This is a genomic window from Paenibacillus sp. YPG26, from assembly GCF_023704175.1.
GTDB lineage: Bacteria > Bacillota > Bacilli > Paenibacillales > Paenibacillaceae > Fontibacillus.
This window is the reverse complement of the sequence record NZ_CP084530.1, coordinates 130027-146436: the sequence shown is the minus strand read 5'-3', so window position 1 is coordinate 146436 and position 16410 is coordinate 130027. Positions and strand designations below refer to the sequence as shown.

The 16410-nt window shown below is 45.6% G+C and carries 20 protein-coding genes; 2 read left to right on the top strand and 18 right to left on the bottom strand.

What is annotated here, in order from left to right:
* Window positions 1-7 precede the first annotated feature (7 nt).
* The 11 genes from LDO05_RS00735 to LDO05_RS00685 all read right to left on the bottom strand — a co-directional run bounded on the left by LDO05_RS00735 (window position 8) and on the right by LDO05_RS00685 (window position 6103).
* The gene (locus LDO05_RS00735) at window positions 8-658 is read right to left on the bottom strand and encodes an NUDIX hydrolase (RefSeq protein ID WP_251377006.1); all 651 of its coding nucleotides are present in this window, start codon (window positions 656-658) and stop codon (window positions 8-10) included.
* Between the two features lie 14 nt (window positions 659-672).
* Window positions 673-1404: a metallophosphoesterase family protein gene (locus tag LDO05_RS00730; protein ID WP_251377005.1), complete on the bottom strand. Its 732-nt coding sequence runs from the start codon at window positions 1402-1404 to the stop codon at window positions 673-675.
* A 69-nt stretch (window positions 1405-1473) separates the two neighbouring features.
* Complete coding sequence (locus LDO05_RS00725) at window positions 1474-1929, bottom strand: hypothetical protein (RefSeq protein WP_251377004.1); 456 nt, start codon at window positions 1927-1929, stop codon at window positions 1474-1476.
* Between the two features lie 129 nt (window positions 1930-2058).
* Complete coding sequence (locus tag LDO05_RS00720; RefSeq protein WP_251377003.1) at window positions 2059-2619, bottom strand: DEAD/DEAH box helicase family protein; 561 nt, start codon at window positions 2617-2619, stop codon at window positions 2059-2061.
* 172 nt (window positions 2620-2791) lie between these two features.
* Window positions 2792-3010 carry a helix-hairpin-helix domain-containing protein gene (locus tag LDO05_RS00715; protein ID WP_251377002.1) on the bottom strand — a complete coding sequence of 73 codons (219 nt, stop codon included), beginning with the start codon at window positions 3008-3010 and terminating at the stop codon, window positions 2792-2794.
* Window positions 3003-3377, bottom strand: coding sequence for a hypothetical protein (locus tag LDO05_RS00710; RefSeq protein ID WP_251377001.1), 375 nt, complete (start codon window positions 3375-3377; stop codon window positions 3003-3005). Before LDO05_RS00710 ends, LDO05_RS00715 begins: the two co-directional genes overlap by 8 nt.
* 274 nt (window positions 3378-3651) lie before the next feature.
* A complete protein-coding gene (locus LDO05_RS00705; protein ID WP_251377000.1) occupies window positions 3652-4059 on the bottom strand; it encodes a hypothetical protein in 408 nt (135 codons plus the stop codon).
* Window positions 4022-4447, bottom strand: a complete 426-nt coding sequence (locus LDO05_RS00700) for an NUDIX hydrolase (RefSeq protein WP_251376999.1) — start codon at window positions 4445-4447, stop codon at window positions 4022-4024. Before LDO05_RS00700 ends, LDO05_RS00705 begins: the two co-directional genes overlap by 38 nt.
* A 38-nt stretch (window positions 4448-4485) precedes the next feature.
* Window positions 4486-4905 (bottom strand): NUDIX domain-containing protein, encoded by a 420-nt coding sequence (locus tag LDO05_RS00695; RefSeq protein ID WP_251376998.1) that lies wholly within the window; start codon window positions 4903-4905, stop codon window positions 4486-4488.
* A 91-nt stretch (window positions 4906-4996) separates the two neighbouring features.
* On the bottom strand, window positions 4997-5449 hold the full coding sequence (locus tag LDO05_RS00690; RefSeq protein ID WP_346657601.1) for a VanZ family protein: 453 nt from the start codon (window positions 5447-5449) through the stop codon (window positions 4997-4999).
* 63 nt (window positions 5450-5512) lie between these two features.
* A complete protein-coding gene (locus LDO05_RS00685; protein WP_251376996.1) occupies window positions 5513-6103 on the bottom strand; it encodes a hypothetical protein in 591 nt (196 codons plus the stop codon).
* A 654-nt stretch (window positions 6104-6757) separates the two neighbouring features.
* On the opposite strand from LDO05_RS00685, the gene LDO05_RS00680 reads away from it, so the two are divergent.
* Entirely contained in the window at window positions 6758-10741 is a 3984-nt protein-coding gene (locus tag LDO05_RS00680; RefSeq protein WP_251376995.1) for an S-layer homology domain-containing protein, read from the top strand.
* A 308-nt stretch (window positions 10742-11049) separates the two neighbouring features.
* Complete coding sequence (locus LDO05_RS00675) at window positions 11050-12174, top strand: BTAD domain-containing putative transcriptional regulator (RefSeq protein WP_251376994.1); 1125 nt, start codon at window positions 11050-11052, stop codon at window positions 12172-12174.
* 167 nt (window positions 12175-12341) lie between these two features.
* On the opposite strand, the gene LDO05_RS00670 is transcribed toward LDO05_RS00675, so the two are convergent.
* The 7 genes from LDO05_RS00670 to LDO05_RS00645 form a co-directional block, all read right to left on the bottom strand.
* Window positions 12342-12743: a GNAT family N-acetyltransferase gene (locus LDO05_RS00670; protein WP_251376993.1), complete on the bottom strand. Its 402-nt coding sequence runs from the start codon at window positions 12741-12743 to the stop codon at window positions 12342-12344.
* Between the two features lie 122 nt (window positions 12744-12865).
* Window positions 12866-13390 (bottom strand): SMI1/KNR4 family protein, encoded by a 525-nt coding sequence (locus tag LDO05_RS00665; RefSeq protein ID WP_251376992.1) that lies wholly within the window; start codon window positions 13388-13390, stop codon window positions 12866-12868.
* Between the two features lie 72 nt (window positions 13391-13462).
* A complete protein-coding gene (locus LDO05_RS00660) occupies window positions 13463-13969 on the bottom strand; it encodes a histidine phosphatase family protein (RefSeq protein WP_346657639.1) in 507 nt (168 codons plus the stop codon).
* 303 nt (window positions 13970-14272) lie between these two features.
* Window positions 14273-14761, bottom strand: a complete 489-nt coding sequence (locus tag LDO05_RS00655; RefSeq protein WP_251376990.1) for a GNAT family N-acetyltransferase — start codon at window positions 14759-14761, stop codon at window positions 14273-14275.
* Window positions 14762-14777: 16 nt separating this feature from the next.
* Window positions 14778-15431, bottom strand: a complete 654-nt coding sequence (locus LDO05_RS00650; protein WP_251376989.1) for an HAD hydrolase-like protein — start codon at window positions 15429-15431, stop codon at window positions 14778-14780.
* 87 nt (window positions 15432-15518) lie between these two features.
* The gene (locus LDO05_RS18935) at window positions 15519-15635 is read right to left on the bottom strand and encodes a GNAT family N-acetyltransferase (RefSeq protein WP_481857006.1); all 117 of its coding nucleotides are present in this window, start codon (window positions 15633-15635) and stop codon (window positions 15519-15521) included.
* Window positions 15636-16253, bottom strand: coding sequence for a nucleotidyltransferase domain-containing protein (locus LDO05_RS00645; protein ID WP_251376988.1), 618 nt, complete (start codon window positions 16251-16253; stop codon window positions 15636-15638).
* Window positions 16254-16410: the final 157 nt, after the last annotated feature.

Below are 16410 nucleotides of genomic sequence, written 5' to 3'. Positions count from 1 at the left end.
GTAAAGTCTAGCGTCCTCTACTTTTGATAATGCGCTCATCAATCGTGTTAAAAAGCAGCTCGAAGTACTCCGGCGAATTCAGTGCGATATCCTCTCTGCCGATCTCCCGCACCACCGGGCTAGTCACTCCCTCAAGCTCATCGTGCAGGACACCTGCAGCCGAAATGGTCGTGCGTCCACCGGCCAGAAGCTTCTCGAACTCCCGAAGATTGACCATGAACAGGCCCGAAATCTCACTCAGTTGAAAATGATACTCCTGGAGCGGCTTATCACATGCATATACAAAAATGTGATTGAACTCGCGGTCAATGAGCCGTTCGGATAGCACATATTCCTCGGCCACACGGCCGCAATAAAGGAGGTCGCTCAGGGAGACGGACAGCCCAAGCTCCTCCTCCAGCTCCCGCACCCCGTCCTGTATCGTCTCCCCAGCCAAGAGATGTCCGGCGCATGAGGTATCAAGCATGCCCGGGAATGTATCCTTATTCTTGTGGCGCAGCTGCAGCAGAAGGCTCGGCCCCCGCTCGGCTGATGGATTCAGAACCCAGCAGTGAAAAGTCTGATGCCACAAGCCCTGGGCATGTGCTTCCTGGCGGCTGGCCGTCCCCAGATGGTTCATATCCTGATCAAAAATATCAAGCATTTCGGTGGTCGTCATTGGCGGCACTCCTATTATGTGGTAATCCCTCTGTACTTCGCAGTTCTGAGCTCCTGAATATATTCATTCAGCAGCGGCATCCCGGCATCAACAGCCTCCTGAATAGCCGCCTCAATATCATAAGTCACCCTTATGAACTGAATATTCAGATCGGCCGCATCCTGGCTGCCGACCTCGCCTTCCAGTATTACATAGGAAGCACTGGTCAGATCCAGCGGATTCCCTACGCTTCCGGTATTGAACAGTGTCTTCCCATTCAGATGCTGGAGATAGGCGTTGTGGATGTCCCCATACCCGATCACATCGGCCGCCCTCGGGTCCTTGCACAGCTCAGATCCTTCACACAGCGAGAGGCGGCTTTCGTAGCTGTCCCAAGGCTGGATGCGCTCATATAGACTTCTTGGAGAGGCGTGGAACAGCCGAACATATCTGCCGCTCATCAGGAATTCGATGGAGAAGGGGAGCGTGCCCAGATATTCCAATCGTTCCGGTCCCAGTTGAGCCTGATGCCACTTTAATGCGTCGTTGGTGGTTTCTTTTCCAATAAAATCATCCCAGTTCCCCCGCACCACCTGTTCACAGCTTGCCTTAATCACATCCACCGCCACATGACCGCCCGGCCCCTTCCCGATAAGATCGCCCAGGCAGTAAATCGTGCTGACGCCGCGCTGACGAATATCTTCAAGAACAGCCTGAAGGGCTGGAATATTCCCGTGAATGTCGGATATAATTGCAATTCGGTTCATGGACCCACCTCCGGTAAAGTTGCTTCGTGTCCCTTTTACTTCTGGAAAGGCCCTGAATAGGTGCCGGCTCTAGATTCTATACTTTCTCTGTGTTCCAGGTAACAAGGTGACTACCTGTATGACCAGCCCTAGCAAAATATAGACGAGATGTATGATTGAACATGCATTTATTATGTAGACCTGAATGGCAATCCATATAATGAGGGCGAAGCCTGAGTATAACGAAAAGGACCAGGACCAGTGCATGTTGTGGAAAACATTGAGTTTGTCGGCCAGCCTCCATTTCCATCGAATGATAAGACCTAACGAGATGATGATAGGCATGATCCCAAGGACAGCGAGCAGCATAACGCCCGGGATGAGATAGTTCGGAAAAGGAGATCTATCCAGCATAGAGAGAGACATTCCCAGAAGCGCCCCAGTCGGATCAATCATTAGCGAGGCCCCGCCGAACAAGGCTCCGATTCCCAGAATTAGTTGGAGAACAGATAACCATCCCGACCGCTGCTTATTCTTATTATTCATACCATAACCCTCTTCCTGATCAGTTTCCACGATTATACACGAGCCTGCGCGAAGCGCAGACCCCAGAATGACCACAGACCGATCTGAAATTAAGTCATTTTGATGAATTCAGGCGAATCCATGCTGCGGCTATAGCTGGAACTTATCCTTAATAATCTGAGCCGTCTCCGCAGGGCTAATCCTCGTGTTGTTGATTCTGAGGTAATTCTCCTTATTAATCTCACCTTCGCGGGAATTGAGCCTGTATCTCTCGGCGGTTGTTATCAGATCCTGTTCAGATCGCTCGAAGTTCCGCTTGGTTGGCTTATGCAGCAATCGGTGTGGACTCTTGTTACGCTCAAGCCTTGCCCCAAGATCCGCTTCAAGCTCAACCAAATACACAGTGCCGCCTCTGGATTCAAAGATATGGCTAATCTCCTCGACATAATCCCAATCAGACTTCAGGTCAAATGCCCACACATATGTGAAAATCATACCCGCCTGGCCGCTCTTGGCCATCTCCTCAAATATCTCCCGGCGGAACAAGCTGACCAGACGTGCCCCTGCAGCCGTACCATAATCGAAGAAGGGATTCACCAACTCAATCGTCATATGATTGTGAAAAAGCTTCAGCCCTGTCAGTCGCTCCAGTTCATGTCCAACGGTCATTTTGCCGACAGCCTGCGGCCCAAAAATAATGACAAATTTCATAGATCCTCCTTATGATTTCGCCCTGCCTATGCCATTAATCCTGCTTGAATGGGTTGGGGCGGTTTTTTTAAGGAAATAAACCAGCCCTCAGGATTATTCGGATTCCAGGCTGGTTCAAGTGTACTTATTTGGGTCTTAAATAAGGGTGCCAATTTCAACTGGATATACAGGTTCACTTGTCTTCAGAGAAGGCAAGCCCCTTGTTCTCTAAGGCAGCACGAATCAGCTTAAGCGCGTTAGGCCCGATTCCGTGCAATTGCTTAATCTCATTCTCGCTCCTTCTGGAGATCTGTTCAAGGTTCAGCAGTCCCGCATGGGTGAGCGCCCTTATAGCAGGCTTGGCCAAGCCCGCTGGGAGATCATTAAACGCATGTGTCTTGTTCTCATTCACACTGCTCAGCCCCCTCTCTTCTTTTGACCTGTTGGTTCTTGGTGAACAAGTCTAATACATACTCAATTATCGCAAATAACAGAGCGGCGGTGATTCCAAACACGGACAGAGGCCTTACATCCTCCCAACCCGGTGCCAGCCCCCTTGGCAGCATTACAGCAGCAGTATAAATAAATGTCCCAATGAACCCGGCAGCCGCATAGGCAAGGAGGATGACCACCATATGAAGTGCCTTGCTCCTGAGTCCCAGTCGGTCAACTACTGCCCCTATTAGGATAGACAAGGCCAGACCCAGGATAAGAATAGGCAGAGTACTATAAATTAAAAAAGCTATAAAATAAAATCTGAAGTCATACGTTTCATTCATAAAGCAGAGGCTCGCGATCAGTGAGAATAATATGGGAGTGAGACAAGCGGCGGCAAGTCTGATTTTAAAAGAGAACCTCATCTCATGCCCGACCTAGCTTCTTCTCGGGAAACCGAATACCAGAATCACAAAATCAATCAAGAGCTATAATCAGAGCCGAGGATATATGCGCTGTGATTCGCTCCAACGTGTGCAGGATGGCGCTTAATGCCATGAATAGGGAACCTAATATTTTGTAAAAGTTATTGCCCATTGGTGGAAACACTCCCTTATATCATTCCATATGCTTGAAGTTCTTATCTTCCTTGCCGTTTATGGCCCCAATTCCGCTAGAATTGACTTTATTCGCATCTTCATCATACTCGTAGTAATAATCGACGTCTTGCTCATCCATATATTTAACACTTATACGGTAAGGATTATATCCAAACAGCTTATTCTCCCAATGGTGTTCAACCTCCACATTGAACTCGCCCTTTGAATTCCCCTTGTCAATTATATGCTCCTCCATCAGTGCCTTAACTTCACCCAGGTTCTTATGATTGATTACTATTCCGAAATAGAATAAAGCTGCCACAATAAACACGGTAACGCTAGTTATTAGAGTGAATTTGCGTATGGTGCTCCCCTCCCTTGCGGATAAATTAGAGCCTGTCGCCTTGATTAAAGTATGTAATTTCATTGCCGTTAATCAAGCTTCTAAAGCCGCCCCTATAATAGGACATGAGCTCATCGGCCCGCTCAATATCTATCCAAGCAATCTCAGAGATTTCGTCTGGCCTTAATATTTCCTCGTTCCCACCTATAATTTCGGCTCTGAATGTGATAAAAACAGCATGTTCTCCCAACTCTAGAAATCTACACTCATTAACGGCCACAATACCGTGGACCCTGACATCGAGCCCTGTCTCTTCCTTCGCCTCCCGAACAGCCGCTTGCTCTAATGACTCATTTGGTTCAACGGCTCCCCCAGGGAGAGACCAGCTCGAACGTTCTATGTTATTGACCGCTAGAATCTTAGATTGGGATTGGTCTGTTATTAAAGAGTACACTACATCGACTCGTTTCACTGCTCCTCAGTCCCTTCTAATATTACTTCTCAGGCCCCCTAATTCCCCTGCAATCGGCTTTCTATGATTGTATATGTCTCTTTATTGCTATCCCAATATAGTAGTTTGTTCACTTTAGTGGAATGTACCCAACTGTATCCTGTATGCTCGCTTGAAATACAAACCTCAAATGGCTTTTCCAATCTTAGAATAAATACATCTTTAATAATCTTCAGGAGTTCTTCTTGAATATATACTTGGTATCCATTTATTATCTGCTCCAACTCATTTGGCCTTACATGTAATCCTGTCTCTTCATAAATCTCTCTACACACAGCAATCAAGCTGTTCTCACCAGGTTCAATCCCGCCAGTGACCGGTTGTAAAAACTTTGGGTGCCCTTTTCCTTTATCTACTTCTAGTAGTAATACTTGATTGTTGGATACAATCCAGCACTCGACACTATTTTTGATCTTCATACTTCACCCTTATACCTCGAATTCTATCCCTTGAGCTTCTTGTCCATGATCCAATCGGTGAACGGGCTAACCCTCTAAGGAAGACTTGTCTTTAAATAGGGATACTCACCAATGTTGCCGTTGCTCCGAATCCAATTAGTGCACCGAATGTATTCAATATTATGTCGTCCACATCGAAGCTCCCAACCCTCGTAAATAGCTGGATCAGCTCAACTGTCAATAAGACAAGGACTACAATTCGGGTGAAGGGAAGGACTCTAAGGTACCTTCGGCTTAGCAGCGGAAATATTACACCCAACGGTATGAATAAAATAATGTTACCAAGCAGATTTTTCACCCATGTGTCTGGGTTATAATCTTGCCGGTGGAGCACATACTGCTGAATGGTCTCAAAAGGCACCAGGTTATACCTGTATGCAGTTCTGTAATAGTACGAATCACCACGTAAAAACAGTAATTTAATCATGATCAATGCGTAAACCAAACAACCTGCAAAGATCACTATGTTTATATACTTATTATGGAAAAAAGGATTCCTAAACATCTCAGCTCTCCTGTTTTGTTATGATTTTCCCAAGCGTTCTATTCTTAGTTGCGGCAAGAGCTCTTATCTCACCAAAGTAACTATTTTCCCCTTCTCATTAATACCTCTAAATACAAATTCTCCAGTATTCTGTGGATCTAATTCTACCCAAGAAGCCGCAGTGCCATTTTCCAGTTTCAATTCGATAAATACCGTAGAGTTCTTTTTTATCTCTTCAAGATCTTCAGATGCATTGTCAATATTATCATTGCTTACAACTACTCTCTTAATCTCAGGGTTATCCGACCGCGCCGCCAGTACGGTTTCATACTTTTCATTGGAATTTAGACTTGCCGACCAGGTCCGTTCCAAGTCCCCTTCTCTCCACGTCATTGATCTTATGGGAGATAACTGAGCTGATTGAGATACATAGTAGAAGATTCCCCACATGGGTTCTATTACTTTAGCGAAGCTGCCGCTGGGAGTCTTCCAGACTATTATATTTTTATCTTTGTATGCTTTCTTGAATACCACTTCACCCTCTGTATAGGGATAGGAACCTCTAAGAGCCCTATCTTCTGTAATATAGAACCCTGAGTTGTTCATCAAAAAGTAAGTTATCAGCATTAGCACTGCTATCAGGGCTATTGACCAACCTAGGATTTTACGGTACATACCTATCTCCCTCGTTCATGAGCTTGCAAGAACCTCTATTATTTGAGTTACTCTCCCCGGCTAATTTGCGATGAGCTCACTTACATTGATAATTCCCTTGGTTAGCGCGGGGTACGCCGCATTCCACAGCAGTGAGGAAATAAACAATACGTTGAATATCCCGGGATATCGCTCTCGCAAGCATCGGGAAGCCTGGATCATGCTTAGTAATAACAGGGGAAGTATTATAAGCGATGTGATGTGCCACCCCGTCTGTCCTGCCTTAGTCCAACTGCCAATCCCGACTAGCTCCAAAAAGCTATCTAACAGCGAATATCCATACAGATGATTACATCCTAATATCAGTAAACCTAAACATACCAGTATCCACGCCCAGCCTGATCTGATCGAGTCCTTCGGTTTAGACACGTTAACCCCTCCGTTGGTGTACTTATAGTCAGTAATATTTTACCTTTATTTACATCTACGTACAATCGCAGATTGACCGTGTATCCACTGCTGATGCATACCCGGCGGCGATCTTTTTGTCAAAAATGCTCTATTTTTCTGTATTTGTTTATTTTTTGTTTATTGCTGGTTTGTATAATCGGTACATGTATGGAGGGTATTTCCATATCCCTTCTGCCCATATCAACATCTACGAATAGGAGGAAGATGATGAAAAGTAAGAAAGTACTATCATTGTGCCTGGCAATGGGACTGGCGCTGCCGCTGCAGGGATTGGCTCCGGTGTCGGCCTTTGCCCAGTCTGAGGACTTGTCCCCATCCGGTGAGATCGAGGTGCAAAATACGATCAAGACATTCGGCGGTTCGGGTGAGGAGCGGATTGTGGATACCGCTGTGAATAAGGATGGCAGTTATGCTGTGCTGTTGGGATCAGGTTCGTATGACCGCAATCTAACAGGTGTTCTTTCCAAGAAAGAGATAGATGATGATGATAAGGTGGACGTCCTGGTTAAGTATAACTCCAGTCATGTGTTGCAGTGGGCCAAATCAACTCATATTCGAAGCTCATATAGTAATAAAGCTATTAAACCTACCTCTGACGGTGGGTATGTGATCGTTAGTTCAGGAAATGTTGGCTCCAGTTCAGAGAGCGACGATGGTACTGTTCTCAAACTAGATGCGGACGGTAACAAGAAATGGAGCGTGGCCATTGGCGGAACGGGTCTAGATGCCATTAACCAGGTCATCGAGAGTGCTGATCACACCGGCCTGATCATTGTCGGGGAGACCCAATCGAACGATGGAGACTTCGCAGGCTTAAATAAATACAAGCCTGAGAACAACATTCGTTTGGACCAAAATTCGAGCGCCTTCGTTATGAAGCTGAATGCTGATAATGGAGAGATCGAGTGGACGAATGTGATTGACGGCAATACCCGAGAGTTCGCTCGAGGCGTGGTTGAACTGGAGGACAGGTATGTAGTAGCGGGGGGCACCGCTTCAACCCAAAATGACTTTAATCAATTCAATTTCCATAGTGTTGACAACAGCAGCAGCTATGATTTGTTCCTGGCAGAAATTAATAAGACTACAGGGCAACTTATGGATACTCCGCAATCCTTGGGAGACGTAGAACGGGAGGATTTGGTCAACATTTCCCCATCAAATGGTGGATTTGTAGTCCTAGGCACCACGGGCTCTGATTCAGGACAGTTAGCTGCTGGAGAAGGTACAACCTTTTTGGCAAAATACGACCAAAACAGCGACTTCCTCTGGGCCACCCGCTTTGGGCCTAGTGACGCCAACCCGGCAAGCAACATTGTTGAGTCATCTCCTAATGTGTACTCCATTGGGATGAATGGGGAGCAGACCTCCATTTATACTATTAATGCCGTAACTCCGTCTAACCTACAGGTAACTGACGAATCCGCTCCATTCAACTTGGATTGGTTGTTTAATCTGGCCGGGACACCTGGACATTGGCTGGGTGTGGGGAGCATCTCCAATAGCAGTTCAGTAACGGAAAATATCTACAAGGGTGAGTCCGATGTTGCTGTGTTCCATCCGGGCATCATGTCAGATGAGGAAGCAGTAACTGAAGCCATTTACGATCCTGTGATCAATTTCACGGCAGAGGATGATTATCTGCAATGGGTCACCGGTGATTTCGGGGTGAATGTTGCAGGGGACTTCGGGACAAGCCTGACTTGGACGAGCAACAACCAAGCAGTTAAGCTGGACGCCTCTAAAGGAGAAGCCACTGTACAGCGTGCGCCAAAGTCAGGCTCCGATACCGCTGTTAAGCTGACCGTAGCAGGCAAGCGCAACGAGGTTGATAAAAATCGCCAAATCGACCTCGTCGTCAAGAAGCAATCGGCATGGCAGCAGATTTGGTCTGGATCGGAAGAGAATCCGTTCCGTGCACATAGCTTCCGGGTTGGAACTGACGGAACGATCTACACCCTTGGTGAATCTGAAACTGGCGAAGTCCTTGAAAAGATAGGAACAAAGGACACTGCGTTCACAGCTTTACCGTCATTTCCTGAAATCGAAAATCTAGAATACAGCAGGATTGTTAATTTCGAGGTGGATAAAGATAACGTTTATGTATATAGACAATATTGGCTAGAGGGTAACGATAGCGAGACTCTCCACCAGGTATTAAAGCTGAATGGTACGCAGTGGGAGGTCATCAGCACAGCTCCGGTCCCTGAGGAACTGGCCCCGGCCAATTCTGAGCAGCTGGGCGAATTCACCGGATACGAATATAGTAAAATCGCAGTGGACAATGGGACCATCTATCAAAAAGTGACGGCGGTCTATAGCGGTGGGGAGAGAGGCTCAGCTACAAGAGATTTGTTACTGAAATGGAATGGTACGCAGTGGAGCGACGTAACGCCTAACGTTGCAATATTAGGTATAACGGATTTTACGGTGCGTGACGGAAAGATTTATCTTATCGGCTTAAATGATAAATATAACGGGGAGCTCATCGTTAGTGACGGAACTACGACTTTAGCGCGTCAAGAACTGACGGGAGGCTCTACACCAGATGTCAAGTATGAAGCAACAATAGCTTTGGGAGCGAAGAATGAAATTTACTTACTGGCGGGTAATTCCCCAGATAATAACGGCTTTGTCTGGCAGGGTGTAATCAACAACCAGCAAACGTTCGACTGGACGAATCTCGACGATTCCTACAAGTTTATTTATCCTAGAGAATTGGCAGTGAGCGGCCAAACTATTTATGTGATGCAGCAAAATCGCAATGACCAAAATATCATTATCGCCCGTTCGATGACGGAAGATGGTTCCTCAGGTGGTGACAACGGCGGGAACACTGGTGGTGACAACGGCGGGAACACTGGCGGCAACAACGGAGGGAACACTGGCGGCAATAACGGTGGAAGCACCGGCAATTCCGGTGGCAACACAGGTTCCAGTGGCGTGAGCGTACTGGTGAATGGAAAAGCTGAGCAAGCCGGAACTGCAACAGAAAGCAAACGCAGCAGCCAGACGGTCACCACAATTGAAGTGGATCAGAAAAAGCTTGAAGAACGACTCGCTTCCGAAGGACGCGGTGCAGTCGTAACCATTCCTGTAAATTCGAAGAGCGATGTGATCGTGGGCGAATTGAACGGACGGATGGTCAAAAACATGGAGAACCTGCAGGCTGTCCTTAAGCTTCAGACCGAGCGAGCGGAATACACTCTCCCTGCGAATCAGATCAATATCGATGCGATTTCAAAACAATTTGGTCAAGCTATCGACCTTGCGGCCATCAAATTGAGAATTGAAGTGGCGGCTCCAACAACCGAAATGACACGTACCGTAGAGAGTGCGGCTGCGAAAGGCGCCTTCACTCTTATAGCACCTCCGCTCAACTTTACCGTACAAGCCACTTTGGATAACAAGACGGTTGAGGTTGAAGATTTTGATGCTTATGTGGAGAGAAGGGTTGCACTTCCGGACGGTGTAGATCCGAACAAGATTACGACAGGGGTCATCGTCGATCCAGACGGTACGGTACGTCATGTACCGACTCGGGTCACACAAGTTAGCGGCAAATACTATGCGGTCATTAACAGCTTGACCAACAGCACGTACTCTGTGGTATGGCACCCGCGCGAGTTCAGCGATGTGGTCAATCACTGGGCGAAGAATGCAGTCAATGACATGGGCTCCCGGATGGTAATCGAAGGTAAGGGCGATGGCAAGTTTAGTCCAAATCAAAGTATTACCCGGGCTGAATTCGCAGCTATCATGGTCCGCGGCCTTGGGCTGGCTCCAGAAGCTTCTAGCGCTTCCTTCAAGGATGTGAAAAATACGGACTGGTACAGTGGTGTTATTCAGACAGCGTACACCAACAACCTGATCCAAGGCTTCGAGGACGGCAATTTCCGCCCTAACGATGCCATCACCCGGGAACAGGCCATGACGATCTTAGCCAAAGCCATGAAGATTACGGCACTGGATAAGAAGCTCCCGTCCCAGGATGCATCACAAGCATTAGCTGCGTACCGTGATGCGGATAAGATAGCTGCATGGGCTAAGAAGGGCGTGGCGGATTCCCTTCAAGCCGGCGTAGTTACAGGAAGAAGCGCTGCCGAGCTGGCACCAACGTCCGAGATTACCCGGGCCGAGGTAGCTCAGATTTTACAGCGGCTGCTTCAGAAATCCGGTTTGATCTAGAGTGACCTGTTACCAGGTTCAAGTTACATCTTAGCTCTAAGCCCGTCTTGTCCTGGACAAGGCGGGCTTTATACATAACACGGCAGATTCAATGACGGAAATGGATATTTCGTCAAAAAGCCAACTCTTGTCCGCATCCTTGCTGTGATTCCCGTTTCGGGAGCCCGGATTTGGTACAATATGTTATTGAGTCCCATCCCGTTATGGCGATTCGCCCTCTTGATGAGAATGCGATATTGCTTGGCTTAATGAGCACTCTGAGCAGGGGAATCGTATAGCTACCAAGCCCGACTGGAGATGATGATCGAATGAGAGCCATGATCGTAGACGATGAAGCTTTGGCGGGCAGACGACTGTGTAGGATTCTGCAGGAAAGCGGGGAGATCGAAGGCTGCCATACCTTTTTGAACCCCTACGAAGCTTATGAATATGCCCACAACAACAAAGTCGATATCGCCTTTCTGGACATCACAATGCCGGAGATCAGCGGGATGGAGCTATCCGAACTGCTGCAACGACTGGACGAGGATTTGGAAGTGGTGTTCGTTACCGAGTATGATCATTATGCGGTTCAGGCATTTGAGCGGGGCGCGCTTGACTATCTCCTGAAACCTGTTACCTCTGAGCGAGTCGCAAAAACATTAGATAAGTTCCATAAGCGAAAGGGTACTCATCCGGCTAAACAGGGACTCGCCATCCGGCTATTTGATGGACTGAAAGTCTACGGCAACGGCAACCAGGCTGACCGGGAAGTATTGAAGCTGAGGAGCCCCAAAACGGAGGAGCTATTTGCCTTTCTTGTCTGCCAAGGCACAGTCAGCCGCGATGAGGTCATTGATACGTTCTGGGATGGGCTGGAGCCTGAGAAAGCATGGAAGAACTTGAACTCAACCCTGTATTATATCCGCAAAGCGATGAATGCTGCCGGGGATGGTAACCGTTTTCACGCGGACCGGACCCAGATCCGGATTGAGAGGAGCGGCCTCTGCTGCGATTTGTACGAGTTTGAAGCGCTGGTCAGCCAAGTCCGGCTGGGACCGAAGGAATATGGAGCGGAATTGTTTAGAAAGGCGGCCTCCCTGTATACAGGTCCTTTATTGAAAGGAAAGGGCTACGAGTGGTCGATTGGCAAGGCCAGACAGCTTGAGCTTCAGTATATCGAGGTGCTTGAACAAGCTGCCAAGTTCCATTTGGAGCAGCATCAGCCCCGGGAGGCCCTCTATTATTTCAACGAAATCGTGAAGACAGAGCCTCTACGGGAAGACATTTCGTGTGAAGTGATCAAGATTTACTTACAGCTCGGACGGCTCAGCGAGGCAGTCCGGCATTACTACGACCTGGAGATGATGCTCCGGCAGGAACTGGATGTGAGCCCAGGCCCCCGGCTCAAGAGGCTGTTCGGCAAGGCGAAGAGCTATTTGGCGCTGGAGTAGATACGATATTGTTGGGGCTTGGCACGTAGTAGAGGAGCCAAAGGCTGCGAACACTTGATCAATGTAACTGGCTTGGATGTCTCATTTCCCTCTAAGTCGCGTAGGCACACCACCCGCCCTTGGTTTTAGCCTGGGAGCGGGTTTATTTTCTTTCGTTTATGAGAAGTCTACACCACATCTGATATGAACATAGCTGTAGTTCCCGCCTCCGGCTTAAATCCGAATATATGATAGAATTCTTCCGCACTCTCATAGGAAATAAGCACTTTGGTCTTGATACTGGAATACCGCTGAAGCATGGCTTCCATCATCCTTTTCCCAATCCCTGATGATTGATAATCCCGATGAACTAACATGTAATGGAAGTATACCGTCATGACGCCGTCAGACAGAGCATTGATCAGACCCACTAACTTGTTATTATCCCATGCCGTGATCACCGAATGTGAGTTAGCCATGGCTTGTCTAAGATCTTCTGGATAATCCCCTGACTTCCAGTCCACGGAGTGGAACAGTTCCTGTATGGCTTGCTTATCGATATCCTTTGTTTCTTTGATTGTGATATTCATGATCCCGCTCCTATTAATTATGTATGAACTATTGAACACGGCCCAGTCTTGCTCCTGGCAGGTTTTATTAAGTAAAATTCACCCTTATACATTTCGTCATGTTCGGGCGATACCCTTTACATTCAGTTGTCGTCTTCCTCCAAACAAATCTGGAGAAATTCAAAAAAACTCTGTGCTTCAACAGAACGTTGTCCCCAGTCATGCCAAAAATATAACACTTGCCCTATCCTTCCTACATCCGATGGATCTGTATCCAAGCAAAGATAATCCCCGGCACCATTGTCAGCAATCGGAATCCACCTCGGATTCCAGAGATAAGGCTTGATCTCACGATCAATCTCGGGTTCCAGATCATCGGGCTCAAATTCCTCCTGTAAAAACAGCCAGTCATCAATAATCTTCCTTATTGGAGAGAGCGTTAAATTCCTCGCAAAACACTCTCCCCCTATTTTCCACTCCTGTCCATTATAAATCTTATAGAACTCTTTCATTTCCTTGGGGATCGTTATGTCCATAGTTGTTTCGATGAGCTGGAAGTCTTCATCACTAGCACCTGGTTGTAAGCACAATTGATCTTTAAAATGCTCATTGCTGCGTGTTCCCTTTGTGATAATGTTTCTCCACAATAACTCTGCTGAATTAATCAAAGTAACAGTCCTCTCCACTTACATACTTTCTCAAAGTAATAGTGCGAATGTGCCAGGTCATTCACGAACCCCTCAAGACTTTGTCACCGAATTTCTTCTCTTTGAGAATTTATATATCTTGCCATTTACCGGTTTTGTGAAGCTGCCGCCTTTGTAACCCCTATTTATGAGCTCACGTCTGAGCACCGTCATAAAGGCCCCATGTGTTACTATCAACACCTTCTCATTTTTCTCGTGTCTATCCTCAATCATAGTAATTATCTTCTTCGCCCTATCCATGGTGAGTATTTTATCTTCCTGAGAGCGGTGTCTAAGTATCCAACCTACTCTCCCCAAGATCAACCACATATTTAGATGCAGCTTTAGGTTTCGATTAAAAAAAGGTCTAATATCTATTTCCCTTAACTCTTCGGTTATAATGATGTCACCTTGGTGAATAGTCCCCGCCGTATGTATTGCCCTTGTCATATTACTGGAATAACAAGCATCCCAGCTAACATCCGTATTCGTAGGGGTTGTGCAATCGATACTTGAATTGTTGTACAGATCAATCCACTCACGAAATTCAGCGGATGTCATCCAGTAACCTGGTGTATTAATAAGCACCTTATAATGTCTTACCAATCCAATTATCATGGTGACACCTCAGAAGTAAATGTAGAAATTTCACTATTTGATATACCTTGAACGAATTAATGTGGTTGCTGCTCATGGCTTTGATTAGCTTTGTCCCTACTATCTCTTGTTAAATGCTTTGATAACTTTGTACACGATGTACCCTGCCAAAATCACTAATCCAATGCTTATCAGTTGAATGACAGCTATCGATATTGAAAAGGTCAGTTGAACTCACCTCTCTTTTTGATTTATTGTTCTTTCAAATTAAACACTGAAATACTGATATTTCACAATGAGACCTTCATCTAACTCTTCTTTTTCCTCATATTCGACGCCGTAATGATGATATACACTCTTCCAAAATGCTATAGCAGGATCATTATTAGAAAGTTGGCCAATGACATATCTTCCAGGTAACCGTTGGAATAACTGATGTGCCGCTTGTTTGCCTATACCTCTTTTACGATATTTCTTGAGAATAAAAAAGGAATTAACCAGATAATCATACAGCTCAGGATTTATAAATGGATCACTTTGAATCAGTATAAAACCAACTATATGATTATCATAAATTATAAAATAAGGTGTTAATCCATCCTTCTCAAAAAACCACTCAAATTCATCAAATTCAAACAATCCATTCTTCTGATTGAGTTCTTGACCCGGATTAAATTCGGATAAATCATGAAGAAAGAGTGCTATCAAATGTTTTAGTATCAATTTTTGAGTTGTCTCTACTTTGACTATTTGCATCTGGGATTCACCTTTCCTAACCAAACTTCAATATAGTCTTTAATTCAAGTAAGTCATTAATGATAACATCCGCTTGTGCAAGCTCATCTTCCTTAGCAAAGTCAAATCGGCAACCAACAGATTTTAAACCATTACTTTTTGCAGCATTGATATCAGAGAGCCTGTCACCAATTACTGCAGCACTGATAATATGATGTCTTTCTAGGATATGACTTACTAAGTCAGCCTTATCTTGAGTCTCTATCTGCTGGATACTAAAAGTCTCTGTCACCCAACTATCTAATTTATAGTAATCTACTATGGCATTGAGATACTCAATTAATCCGTTGCTTGCAATATATATGGAGCAGCCCTTTCCTTTCAGATAATCAAAGATTTCTTTGACATGGGGATACAGCGCACCCTTCCCAAGATTAATATTTATAACTAATTTTCTCAGGAAGATCTCGTTCGCACTCCGTCTGATCTCGGTGGAATGGTCCGGCATTAACGTTTCCCATACAACAGACAAAGGCACTCCCATAATGTCACGATACTTTTCGGTTGGCGTTTTACACGACCACTCATCGCGCGCCCTTAATATGGAAAATGTCTCCTCTAGTGGTAATTCCAAGATTTTATTAGTCTGAAACAGTGTTCCATCCATATCGAAAATAACGGCGTTAATCAAGCTTCTCTCTCCTGTCAGTAACTAGGATATAAAACTTGCGAGTTGTTCAACTTGAAAGTCGTCTAGCGCTGCCTTCATACTTTCTCTTCAAAGTTGTAATACCAAAAGATCGCCTTCTCTTGTTCTCGCCCATTCAATGCCTTGTTTCAACAGTTCCTTGCCTATGCCTTTTCCTCTCCAGCTGCTTGCGACAGATATAACCATTCAGCTCTCTGTGATATGCTTTATCAGATTCTCAACATCTTTATTTTTTGCGCTTCTATTTAATGCCCTAGAGAACAGCTCATACGCCTTTGGATCCTCTGTTTTAAGCCATTGAAGTGACTTCTTAGGGCCTAGATACCATTTATTTATTATTTTAAAGTAAATCTCCAGGCTGTCATTTAGCAACCAGTGATATCTAAAATCCCCTTCAATACCACCTTTTAATGAGCGGTCTTGCATCTTGATCAGCCATTTCTTCAAAAATTCAATTTCAAGCAAATCAGTTTTTACTGGGCCTTTGTTGTATACATGATCAATTCTTTCAAGCAGCAGCTTCCCCGAGTCTCTTTCATCCAAAAGTATATATCCATCTCTAATGTGCAAGAATTTCTCTGGATCGTTCATTTCATTCGTATTGTATATCCATGCATCTAGTTGAACGTTGTTCAGCACATGGTTATCATTTGGACTACTAACTTTATCTGTAAAACCAACTACGTCTAAGTCACTATCCTCAGTAAAGTCTCCAGTAACATAGGATCCATACAAAATAAGGGTATGACACTTATATTTATTTATTAAATAATTAGTAACGTGTTGTAGGAACATATTGTTCATTTACAGCAGCCCCTTTTAGATTCCGGTTCTTTCAGCAAAATTCTTGCATTCACGAATCTTCCCCCTCAAGGGTGAGGGAAGCACAGATAACCTTATCTAAGACTCCCGGTTAGGTGGGGCAGGGCGAGGCAGCTGATCCACCCAGGCGTGCACATAT